At 51.3% G+C, this 10,797-nt stretch carries 11 protein-coding genes; 5 read left to right on the forward strand and 6 right to left on the reverse strand.

All coding sequences use genetic code 11. The features are described from left to right. A complete protein-coding gene (locus tag ABD028_RS13670; RefSeq protein ID WP_245921690.1) occupies positions 1-447 on the reverse strand; it encodes a DUF1249 domain-containing protein in 447 nt (148 codons plus the stop codon). Continuing rightward, complete coding sequence (gene nudF, locus ABD028_RS13675; RefSeq protein ID WP_343845906.1) at positions 440-1,021, reverse strand: ADP-ribose diphosphatase; 582 nt, start codon at positions 1,019-1,021, stop codon at positions 440-442. The genes ABD028_RS13670 and nudF overlap by 8 nt, the downstream gene beginning before the upstream one ends. A 272-nt stretch (positions 1,022-1,293) precedes the next feature. Between nudF and tolC the strand changes: the two genes are divergently transcribed. The 3 genes from tolC (at position 1,294) to ABD028_RS13690 (ending at position 4,910) form a co-directional block, all read left to right on the forward strand. Next, complete coding sequence (gene tolC, locus ABD028_RS13680) at positions 1,294-2,583, forward strand: outer membrane channel protein TolC (protein WP_343845611.1); 1,290 nt, start codon at positions 1,294-1,296, stop codon at positions 2,581-2,583. 192 nt (positions 2,584-2,775) lie between these two features. Then, positions 2,776-3,741 carry a glycoside hydrolase family 16 protein gene (locus ABD028_RS13685; protein ID WP_343845614.1) on the forward strand — a complete coding sequence of 322 codons (966 nt, stop codon included), beginning with the start codon at positions 2,776-2,778 and terminating at the stop codon, positions 3,739-3,741. 137 nt (positions 3,742-3,878) lie between these two features. Then, positions 3,879-4,910 carry a LacI family DNA-binding transcriptional regulator gene (locus ABD028_RS13690; protein ID WP_343845616.1) on the forward strand — a complete coding sequence of 344 codons (1,032 nt, stop codon included), beginning with the start codon at positions 3,879-3,881 and terminating at the stop codon, positions 4,908-4,910. A gap of 1 nt (position 4,911) precedes the next feature. On the opposite strand, the gene ABD028_RS13695 is transcribed toward ABD028_RS13690, so the two are convergent. Genes ABD028_RS13695 through ABD028_RS13705 form a run of 3 tightly spaced genes read right to left on the reverse strand, consistent with a single transcriptional unit; the run spans position 4,912 to position 6,632 of the window. Next, positions 4,912-5,631 carry a ZIP family metal transporter gene (locus ABD028_RS13695; RefSeq protein ID WP_343845618.1) on the reverse strand — a complete coding sequence of 240 codons (720 nt, stop codon included), beginning with the start codon at positions 5,629-5,631 and terminating at the stop codon, positions 4,912-4,914. Next, entirely contained in the window at positions 5,618-6,103 is a 486-nt protein-coding gene (locus ABD028_RS13700; RefSeq protein ID WP_343845620.1) for a PH domain-containing protein, read from the reverse strand. The genes ABD028_RS13695 and ABD028_RS13700 overlap by 14 nt, the downstream gene beginning before the upstream one ends. Positions 6,104-6,143: 40 nt before the next feature. Further along, entirely contained in the window at positions 6,144-6,632 is a 489-nt protein-coding gene (locus ABD028_RS13705; RefSeq protein ID WP_343845622.1) for an FKBP-type peptidyl-prolyl cis-trans isomerase, read from the reverse strand. A gap of 196 nt (positions 6,633-6,828) precedes the next feature. Here ABD028_RS13705 and ABD028_RS13710 point away from each other — a divergent pair, with 196 nt between their 5' ends. Together ABD028_RS13710 and ABD028_RS13715 are read left to right on the forward strand one after the other, a co-directional pair. Further along, positions 6,829-8,694, forward strand: a complete 1,866-nt coding sequence (locus ABD028_RS13710; RefSeq protein WP_343845625.1) for a TIGR00341 family protein — start codon at positions 6,829-6,831, stop codon at positions 8,692-8,694. Positions 8,695-8,700: 6 nt separating this feature from the next. Beyond that, positions 8,701-10,284, forward strand: a complete 1,584-nt coding sequence (locus ABD028_RS13715; RefSeq protein ID WP_343845627.1) for an L-lactate permease — start codon at positions 8,701-8,703, stop codon at positions 10,282-10,284. An 82-nt stretch (positions 10,285-10,366) separates the two neighbouring features. Here the strand turns inward: ABD028_RS13715 and ABD028_RS13720 are convergent, their stop codons facing one another. Continuing rightward, positions 10,367-10,762, reverse strand: coding sequence for a DUF3718 domain-containing protein (locus tag ABD028_RS13720; protein ID WP_102797428.1), 396 nt, complete (start codon positions 10,760-10,762; stop codon positions 10,367-10,369). Between the last annotated feature and the right edge of the window lie 35 nt (positions 10,763-10,797).

Consider the following 10,797-nt stretch of genomic DNA (forward strand, 5'->3'; position numbering starts at 1 on the left):
TCAACCTTGTTGGATGGATGAAGGGGACAGGTTACGCAGGCAGAATCCCAGCCATTCCGATAGAAAATGGTTCACCAGTTCTTTTTCGTTGCGCTGATGCATCAGGCTGTTTGGATAGGGGTAGCTGGGCTTAAATCTGCCCATTTGCTGAAAACCCATCACTTCTGCCATTCTGGCATCATGATATAAGCGGATTTGCATAACCGGTTGCATATAAGCTGGCAACCCTTCATTTAACTGACGCATTTCCAAGGTAGTTGTGTAAGGTTCACAAAGCTGAATCACGATGCGGTAACTAAGCCCTTTACCCACGGCAAAACAATACTCCAGCTTCTGCTGATCCAAATCCGGCAGCAACCTGAGTAAACGGCCATAATTCGCCTCGCAAACTGCGTGCAGACTGGCCAGTTTTGGCACATGTTTTTTCAGGGTTCTTACTTCACTCACACCATTGCTCGATCAGTTTGTTCTTGTTCAGGGCAAACCACTGCAGAGATATCAGGGTTGCCGCGTTATCTATCTGGCCATTTTCCATCATGGTCAGGGCCTGGGCAGAAGGCATTCTGTGTACCCGAATATCTTCGCCCTCTTCAGCCAATCCGTGCACGCCCTGGGCCTGTTCGGCCCGACACTCGCCGATATACAGATAAAGGCGTTCGGTCGTGCCACCCGGACTGGACAGATAACTGAGCATGGGATGCAAACGGCCAATCTGCAACCCGGCTTCTTCCATTGCTTCACGCCGGCAAACCTGTTCGGGGCTCTCACCCTCGTCAATAATGCCGGCAACACATTCAAACAACCAGGGATTAGCAGAGGTGGCCATGGCCCCCGCCCTGAATTGTTCTATTAATACCACCTCATCGCTGACAGGATCATAGGGCAGTACCGCCACAGCATGGCCCCGTTCAAAAATTTCCCGGTGCAGTATCTGACTCCAGCCGCCTGCGAACAGTTTATGCCGGAAACTGTACCTGAGCATGGTGAAAAAACCCTTGTACAGAGGCTGCTTGTCCAACATTTGTACCTTGTCGTCGCAACTGACTCCGAAGTCTTTCAATTCCTGCTCCTAATTCTGGTAGATTAACGGCGGGAGCCTAGCATAGCCAAATCGAAGCTGAATTGTCAGTATGGATTTAGTTAATTCCGGACCTGGATTTGCTGAATAAATATTCTGTTACACTTGGACACTCAGTGTTACCCTTAAAAGGTTACAGTTAGCGCTTGATTTACTTAGACTTTGCAGCCACTAATCAGAATTGTGATCGTGCAAATCATTTCTTAGGAACACTCATGAAGAAATCCCTGCTGTCTTTGCTTGTGGGTTTTAGCCTGACCTCGCAAGCTTTCGCTGACGACCTGTTCCAGGTGTATCAGCAAGCATTACAAAAAGATCCAGTTATTCTGGCAGCCCAGGCTCGTAAGGAGGCCGCTAACTCCGCGGTAGGTATTAGTCGCGCCAGTTTGTTGCCACAAATCGATTTATCCCTGAATGCAGGTATGGAACGTTGGGATGCCGACGGTGAAAGCAATAGCGGCACCCTGACCCTGCGTCAGTCCATTTATGACCACAGCTACTGGAAAAGCCTGGACAGGGCAGAGCTGTCAGCAACACAAGCCAATGCTACCTATGCGCAAGCCCAGCAAGCCCTGATTGTGCGTGTTGCCAGTGCCTATTTCCAGGTGCTGCAAGCCCTTGACGATCTGGAACTGGCGCAGGCAGAAAAACGTGCCATTGAAAGACAGTTGGAGCAAACCAAACAACGTCATGCGGTAGGCTTAACCGCCATTACTGACGTACATGAATCACAGTCCCTGTTTGACAACGCGGTGGCAAAAGAGATTTCTGCACGTAATACGGTTGAAATCAGCCGCGAAGTGTTACGCGAAATAACCGGTGCATACCATGCCGACATTAATGTGCTGAATACCGACAGTTTCAGTACTGCCCCGCCAACTCCTGCAATCGTAGAGGATTGGCTGAAGATTGCTGATGAGCGCAGTCTGGAGCTAACCGTAGCCAAGCTCGGCGTGGATATTGCCAAGCAGGATATTGAAATCGCCAAATCCGGCCATTTGCCGTCGGTGGGATTAACCGCGTCAGCGACCTCAAGTGACACAGATAAGATCAACAGCCGCAATAATACGGCGTCTATTGGCATTGGTATTGATATTCCGATTTATTCCGGTGGCAGAGTCAGCTCGCAAACGGAACAGGCCAGACATCAGTTTGTTGCCAGCAGCGAAGAGCGCGAGCAGGTTTACCGCAAAGTAGTGCGGGATGTACGCTCAAACTTCTATGATGTGTCTGCCTATATTTCCCGTATCAAAGCCCTGGAACAGGCCGTGGTCTCGGCCGAAAGCGCCCTGAAAGCCACAGAAGCCGGTTTTGAAGTGGGTACTCGTACCATTGTTGACGTGTTAAACAGTACCAGTAACCTGTACAACGCCCGCCGTAACCTGTCGATTGCCCGTTATGAGTACATCGTAGCCAACCTGGAGCTGAAACAGGCCGCTGGCACCTTATCTGAACAGGATGTAATGGATATTAACCGTGGCCTGAAGGTCGCCGGAAAATCCTGATTTAACAGATATTTCTGACCAAGCCCCGATTCAGGGGCTTTTTTATTTCTGAAGTTTTTCTGATCTTCTCCTTGTTAGCCCGGTGGCAAAGCGCCGGCTAAAAAAGTGTGTAATTTTTCCACAAAAACAGCATTGACAACGCTGTCATTCGATGAATAGGATGTTATAAATTTACAAAACAAAGGCACCAACATGAACAAAAGTCAGCAAGGGTTACCGCTTTACCTCAGTGTGGTGTTGCTTGTGACGGCCTGCTCGCAAGAACAGAGGCAAACATCTCATTCCACAGATCCAGTCACCAAACAAGTGATGTTTGACGATTTTGCTTATCCAGACCTGGCAGCCTTCTATGCTAACGGTTGGAAGAGCCGGGATGAAACCGGCCACCCTGGCATTAAAGGTGCGAACTGGTCCGACGAGGGCATCAGTTTCCATCAGGCGCCAACCGGCGCGGAACATGGCATTCTACGCATGGCATCACAAACGGCCGGACAAGGGGAAAATACCCGCCATACACAGATTTGCCATGCGCGAAAATACCTGCAGGGTACTTATGCGGCCAAAGTATTTTTCCGCGACGAACCCACTTTCGGCCCCGATGGTGACGAGGTTATTCAAACCTTCTATGCCATCAGCCCAATAGAAGCGCCGATGGATCCTGATTACAGCGAAACCGACTTTGAATATCTACCTAATGGTGGTTGGGGACATAATCATGATCCGGCCATGTGGACCACCACCTGGGAAACCTTTCAGTTAGAGCCATGGACACCGGTTAACGAAAACACCCGTCAGGGCGGCAGCTACGCAGGCTGGCATACTTTACTTCTGCAAGTAGAAGAAGATGCGGTGCGTTACTACGTGGATGGGCAGCTGTTCAGTACCCATTCCGCAGCCGTGGCCCCGGAAGTACATATGTCGATGAACTTCAACCTGTGGTTTATGCCTAAAGGCGCGGATGGCTCACAGGGCCCCCTGGAGTCAACCGAATTGCGTGAATATCAACAGGACATTGACTGGGTTTACCATAGCGTTGATGAGCTGTTAAGTCAGGATGACGTTGAGCAGCGAGTTGCGGCACTGCGTGCCAACCAACAATATTTTATCGATACCGTCACGGAGCAATCCCCTGCTTTACCCTCTCCCTGTGGCCTTTAACGCTTGTTGAAGGAGTGCGGATACGGACTGCTTGTGTCGTATCCGCTTTTTTCTTCTCATCCCAAGTCAATTGGTATTCCAGACAAGCTGGTGTATAACTGAGCCCAATAAAGTGCTGTAGGCAGGTTTCCCCATTTATGAAAGGTAAGGCCACATCGTTTGATATAGCTCATTTGGCCGGCGTATCTCAGTCCACCGTCTCCAGAGCCCTGCGCAATAGTCCGTTGGTTAACCAGGAAACACGCGACAAGGTCAAGGCCATCGCCCGTGAACTGAATTATAAAGTGGATAAAAATGCCAGCAGCTTAAGACAAAAAAGTAGCAAGACCCTGGCCCTGTTGTTGTTTGAAGATCCCACCTCGGACGACTCCATGATCAATCCATTTTTTTTATCCATGCTGGGCAGCATTACCCGCGCGTCGGCTCAGGAAGGTTACGATTTGCTGGTGTCCTTTCAGCAATTAAGTGATGACTGGCATGCGGATTATGAAGATACCAACAAAGCCGACGGTATTATCCTGCTGGGTTATGGCGATTATATGGATTACCAGGACAAGTTGGCCAAGCTGGAACAGCAGCAGACGCACTTCGTGCTGTGGGGCGCAGTGGATAAAGAACACCCTGGCATCTCCATTGCCTGCGACAACTTTCAGGGTGGCTACAAAATCACGCAGCATCTGATTCAAAAAGGGCGCAAACATTTTGCCTTTGTCGGCGGCGCCGACAGCCACTGCCCGGAGTTTTTTGAACGATACCGGGGTATGTGCCACGCCCTTTCTCAAGCCGGGGCGAAACAGCTTCCATTGCAAATGGATGCCATTACCACCGAAGACTCAGGCTACCGGGCGGCCATGCAATTGTTGGACACTGGCCACAAGATTGATGCCATTGTCTGTGCCAGCGATCTGATTGCCATAGGTGTAATGCGTGCTCTGCATGACAAAGGCTTAGCCATTCCAGGCCAGGTGGCCGTGGTAGGCTATGACAACATTCTGGCTGCCAGTTTTACCAATCCACCACTGACAACAGTACATCAGAACACCAAACTGGCCGGTGAAATGCTGGTCAAAGCCCTGGTCAGTCTGATTAAAGGCGAACGCCAGGAGCCGAAGTTGTTGCCGGCTGAATTAGTCATACGACAAAGTTGTGGCGCAATCAAAGCGAGCTAATTCAATGTTGCAGTGCCAACTGGCCGGCCATAGCAAGGGTAAATCCAATGACCGCACCCAGTGGTGGCGCCCAGTGTTTACGCAGATGGGATTGAGGTGCGATATCCTGAAACAGCAGATACAAAATCCCCCCGGATGCAAACAGCATGATGCCGCCCAGCAACTGGGGCATATCCGCCAACCATACATAGCCGACAACAGCCGCCAGCGGGCCGAGCAGCGACAAGCACAACATAAACAACAACACTTGTGCAGGCCTGCGATTGGTAAGGCCAACCATTTCCCTGAAACCATTAAACCCTTCAGGAATATTTTGCGTAGCAATTAACAGCGCCAGCAACCAGGCTTCATTGCTGCCAAGTGCCAGTAATCCGCCCAATGCCAGGGCTTCGGGAATAAAATCCAGCAACATGCCCGTGAGCTGCGGCGCTTCGCGTCTGCGCAATCCAAGCAATCTTTCGAAACAGAAAAAGCAGCCGCCCCCTGCGACAAAGATGCTGATGGCCCACAAGCTATGGTTTAGCTGAGTCAGGCCCTCAGGGATCAGAACCAGAGCCACGGCCCCCAATAACACGCCGCCGCCCAGTGCAATCACAAAATGGCGAAACTCCCGCTGTAGCCACTGCGCACGAAAGCGGCCCAGGGTCGCCAACCAGCCGCCAGCCGGAATCCCCAGGCCAGCCAGCAAGGCCAATAGTATAGCCAGGTTAAATTCTGTCATTGACGATATGAGATATATTCACACTGTCGTCAGCAGCAGATTCTTGCTCAGCAACATAACGTCCGTGCATACGCAAACTGAGTTCCTGTAGAAATTTGCTGCGGTTAGCCGGTGAAATCAGCAGCAGGCCCTGATGGGACTCAATGGCCAGGCGACGCAATGACAACGCCGGTGATGGCATTGACGCGTTACTGGCCTGAACCCGCTGTATGTCTTTATATGGCAAAACAATCCTGGCAAGTCCGCACCGCACTTCTAATTGCGATTCGCCCAGCAGGTAATAACAAGGCCAGATAAACACCAGGGTAAGAACGATGTGAAACAATGCCAGTACCATGGCTGCGATACCAACCAGAGGGCTGTCTGTAACAAACCAACAACCTATCGCAATCAATAGGGTTGGGAAAAACAGCAATACAGGCAGCAGGCCCTTGTCCAGACGAGAGGAGTAGCGGGAGTTTTTCAAGCTCAATGCCAATGTTTCCACCCAGTAAAAACGCGGGCCTTAACCATCAATGATGGTGGTGGCCACCCTCGCCATGCGCATGACCATGCTCAATTTCATCGGCCGTGGCTTCGCGTACACCCACCACTTCCAGATCAAATGCCAAGGTCTTACCAGCCAGCGGATGGTTAAGATCTACCGTGGCCATAAACTTGCCCACTTTCTTGATTTTGACTTGTCGTGCACCATGCTCGGTCTGTACCAGCGCTAACATGCCCGGCGCCCACTTGTCTGCACCAGACAAATGTTTCAGCGAAACCCGTTGTTCTGCATCGTCCTGATATTCGCCATAGGCATCTTTGGCTTCAAGGGTAACAGACAGCTTATCGCCCGCACTCTTACCAATCAGAGCTTGTTCCAGGGCTGGCATAATATTGTTGTGGCCATGTAGGTAAGCAACCGGATGTTCTTCTTCACGACTGCTATCAACTACTTCACCATCCAACTCTTTCACATCATAGTGAAACTGAACCACTGCGTTATCGGCAATTTGCATTTTTAATTCTCAGTTAACGTTTGGGGGCGGCAAAATATCACAGGTCTGAGCAGCAATGCCACCAAGGCATACGACCTTTGTGCACAGATTTCGATTAACGTCAGCCAAGGCAGGCCGACAGCCAATATCACTTTCGCCCTGCCCTTCCCTGCACTAAAGTAGCATGCAAGACCTTGTGTTGAAATAAGGAACGTTCTTGAACCCGGTTTACCTTATCCATGATGAGACACTTGACCCTGAAACGCTGTTATCCGGCGTGGAAGCAAATGTTCAGCCCTTGTTATTCGGCCAGACAGAATTACCGCCGCAAGGGGCCAGGGTTATTCTTTATCTCAATGATGAAAGCATAAAACTGCTTTGGAATAATGCCAGTGAAAATCAATGGCAATTGGGCATATTACCCCACCCACAGAGTAAACATGCCAGTCGCGCATTCTGCCCGGCTAATGTGAAACTTACCGACTGCTTCACCAAGTTACTGGAGGCAGAATGCCAAAGCCTGGATACCTTGTCCTGTAATGGCACCCCGGTATTCTCTAATATTATCGTCGGAGAATTACTGGTCTTTAATTTAAAAGACACGTCTCACGCCTTGTCCCGCTGGCATGCGCTTATCAATATGGTGCGCAAATTCAGGCAACTACAGTTACATAGCTATGAACTGGTGACCGCCACCGACCAACGTATCAGTCTGGCACTATTGGGCATGATGGTGTTGGAACAAGGTCGCCGGCCTTGGATGGGGCGGGGACTGGCTGAAATACTCGACCCGGGTGACCGAAGACTGTCCCTGGTAGCGGTGGCCCCGCGCAGTGTGATGGCCTTTATCGCCCTGATTTTGCGTTTCCTGTTTCAGGGCCGTATAAATCCCCGCAACCTGCCCGACAGTATCGGCCTGATCAAAACCCGCCGTCTGACATTGAGCGCTGCGGAAGGGATAAATTATCAACTGGATGGTCTGGCCATGGGCGCTAAAGAGCTGGTTTGTGAAGTACAGGAGAAACATATCCAGCTTATTAGTCCGCAACTGAAGGAAAAGACCAGCACTTCCGATATTCGTAAAGATCAGCTCAAGATGGCCCAGCTACCTTGTGGTAGCGCGGTAGCGGAGCTGGCCGACAAGCCGATTCCGTTGTTTCACCACGCCTCCGAGGATGAGTTTCGCGAACTGTTTCGCAGTCTGAGAGAAAATGCCATCGCTAGTCCGGCCTTTAATGTGTTGATGGTGCTCAGTGTACTGCTGGCGGTAACCGGCCTGTTCGCTGACTCTGCACCTGTCATTATCGGCGCGATGATCCTGGCCCCTTTGATGGCACCGATTATTTCCCTGGCCATGGGCCTGGCCAGAGCCGACAGTGGCTTGTTGCAAAATGCGATTAAAACCCTGTCTGGTGGCATTGTACTGGCCCTGTTTTGTGCCGTGCTGGTAACCTGGCTGATGCCGCTTTCCACCCTCACTTCAGAAATGCGAGCCCGCCTGACCCCCACATTATTGGACCTGGGTGTTGCGGTTATTTCCGGTATTGCCGGTGCCTATGCCAATGCCAAGGAAGAAGTGGCCAAGAGCCTGGCAGGTGTTGCCATTGCCGTAGCATTGGTGCCACCGCTATCGGTAGTGGGAATTGGTCTGGGGTGGGGCGATCTGGCGATGGCCGGTGGCGCCATGCTGCTGTTTACCACTAACCTGGTGGGTATTGCTCTGTCAGCGGCCTTAACCTTTCTGGTGCTGGGTTTTGCGCCTTTTCATCTGGCCCGCAAAGGCGTCAGCATTACCTTGCTGTCGCTGGCCATTATCAGCATCCCGCTGTTTTTGTCCTTTCAGAAACTGGTGGAAAAAAACCGTTTGATCAGGGCCTTGCCACAGGGTCAGGTCACCATACTGGATCACCAGGCAGAACTGAGTATTCAGGAGGTGATCCGCGGTGAACCAACGCTGATATCAGTTAAGTTAGTCAGCAGTGAACAGTTAGGGACGGCACATGTTGAAGCCCTGAAGCAAAGTATCACTCAACGTCTTGGTCAGGATATCGAGCTGGAGGCAGAAATTCGCCTTAAAAGGTAGTCAGTGATGAACAGCTTACAACTTATCGCCGCATTGATGCCGGTGTTATCGGTGTTCCTGCTGTTGGTGGTATTGCGTTTGCCCGCTACCAAAGCCATGCCATTCAGCCTGCTGATATGCGCTGTGGCAAGTTTTGGTCTGTGGCGAATGTCGCCCACTTATATGCTGGCTGCCACATTGGAAGGCATATGCTTGGCATTTTCCATCTTGTGGATATTGCTGGGTGCGCTGTTGTTACTGAACACCCTGCGAGAAACCGGTGCATTGGATGTGATCCGTCAGGGCTTTGTGCGGCTATCCCCCGACCCCAGAGTACAGTTACTGCTTATTGCCTGGCTTTTCGGTAGTTTTCTGGAAGGGGCGGCCGGATTTGGCACCCCAGCTGCCATTTGCGCCCCTTTGCTGGTGGCCGTAGGGTTTCCGCCTTTAGCGGCCGTGGTGCTGGCTCTGGTCGCCGATTCAAGTGCGGTATCCTTTGGCGCGATTGGCACGCCGGTGGTGGTTGGCCTGCAACAAGGGTTGCAAGCAACAGATGAGCAAGTGCTGCAAATTGCCCTGCAAGCGATTGGCATCGATATTCTGGTGGCCTCTGTTTTGCCACTGCTGATGTGCGTGATGCTGACCTGTTTCTTTTCCGCTCGCGCCAGTTTGAAAGCCGCATTGGTCATGGCCCCGTTTGCGCTGATTTGCGGGCTGGCTTTCACCCTGCCGGCTTATCTGGTGGCCTGGTTACTGGGTCCGGAGTTTCCGTCTCTGATAGGCGCAATGGTGGGGTTGCTGCTGGCAACGATGTTGATCAGAAAAGGTTGGTTACAGCCTAAAGTCCTCTGGCAAATCAGTGACCAGCCTCAGACATCAGTTCCTTCCGCTCAGACCCGGGTAAGTCTGATACGTGCCTGGCTACCTTACCTTATTGCTACCAGTCTGCTGGTATTGAGCCGTATCAATGCGTTGCCATTTAAAGCCTATCTGCAGGCACTTGATCTGAATTGGACAGGAATACTGGGCACTGAACTGTCGGTAAGTTTCCAGCCGCTCTACTTGCCCGGTGGTTTAATGATGCTCGCCACCTTCCTAAGTCTGCGATTTTTGCGTGCCGACCAAGGCATGCTTCAGCGGGCGTGGACTGCCAGCCTGCTCAGCCTGAAAGGGGCGGTGATTTCCCTGGGGACGGCTGTACCTATGGTCAGGTTATTCATTCATTCGGGGCAAAATCAAGCCGGACTGCAAAGTATGCCTCTGGAGCTGGCCAATTTAGCCGCCACTCACCTGGCAGACCACTGGCTGATCATTGCGCCCTTTCTTGGCGCACTGGGCTCCTTTATCGCCGGCTCTGCAACCTTCTCTAATCTGATGTTTGCCTCGATGCAGCAAGCTACTGCCGGGCTAGCGGGGTTGAATCACAACCTGGTTCTGGCGTTGCAGATGCTTGGTGCCAATGCCGGCAATATGATTTGCGTAGTTAATGTGGTGGCAGCGGCCAGTGTGGTGAAACTAGCTGGTCAGGAAGGACGGGTGATCAGCTTCACGCTGTTTCCCATGTTGTATTATTGCCTGGCTGCGGCCTTTGTCGCTACCTGGCTGGTTTAGATCTTTGCCATCGCCAATAAGTGCGACCGCCATGGACATACAAAAGCCCGGGAATCCGGGCTTTGTTAATTCATTGATGCAATCAGTCGATACGAGCGATCAGTTCCTGCCCGATAGGGTTGTCCAGATAGCCGTTATTCTGTGCCCAGTCTTTCAGGGCCATGCCATCTTTCTCCACCGTGGTCAGGTCGCTTCTGCCCATTTTCTTAATCATATAGGTGCCGGTTTCCACCGCGCCGTTTTCCATGGCATAACGAATCAGGCTATTGCCGCCACAGCTGATCCCTGAGTAATAATCCCCCAAGCGTAAGCGAAAATCGTCCTGCACATTTTTAAGCTTTTTACGCAGCTCCGACTTATCGTCGTTTTTTACAATAGTGCAGATATTAGCCAATGCTTCATTAATATCTGCAAAGCTGGCGGGTGAAAAGGTAAAGGCTGATACCGCACCCAACAGAATAAAAGTCGATTTTTTCATGATGTTGCCTCTCTTTTGTGTCTTGACGCAAACAG

Origin of the sequence: Bowmanella denitrificans, from assembly GCF_039522935.1 — a bacterium.
Taxonomy (GTDB): domain Bacteria; phylum Pseudomonadota; class Gammaproteobacteria; order Enterobacterales; family Alteromonadaceae; genus Bowmanella; species Bowmanella denitrificans.

Coding starts and splice junctions, on each gene's coding strand:
- nudF (WP_343845906.1), bottom strand. CDS start 1,021: ATGTTGGACAAGCAGCCTCTGTACAAGGGTTTTTTCACCATGCTCAGG.
- ABD028_RS13715 (WP_343845627.1), top strand. CDS start 8,701: ATGAACAGCTTACAACTTATCGCCGCATTGATGCCGGTGTTATCGGTG.
- tolC (WP_343845611.1), top strand. CDS start 1,294: ATGAAGAAATCCCTGCTGTCTTTGCTTGTGGGTTTTAGCCTGACCTCG.
- ABD028_RS13720 (WP_102797428.1), bottom strand. CDS start 10,762: ATGAAAAAATCGACTTTTATTCTGTTGGGTGCGGTATCAGCCTTTACC.
- ABD028_RS13705 (WP_343845622.1), bottom strand. CDS start 6,632: ATGCAAATTGCCGATAACGCAGTGGTTCAGTTTCACTATGATGTGAAA.
- ABD028_RS13685 (WP_343845614.1), top strand. CDS start 2,776: ATGAACAAAAGTCAGCAAGGGTTACCGCTTTACCTCAGTGTGGTGTTG.
- ABD028_RS13695 (WP_343845618.1), bottom strand. CDS start 5,631: ATGACAGAATTTAACCTGGCTATACTATTGGCCTTGCTGGCTGGCCTG.
- ABD028_RS13690 (WP_343845616.1), top strand. CDS start 3,879: ATGAAAGGTAAGGCCACATCGTTTGATATAGCTCATTTGGCCGGCGTA.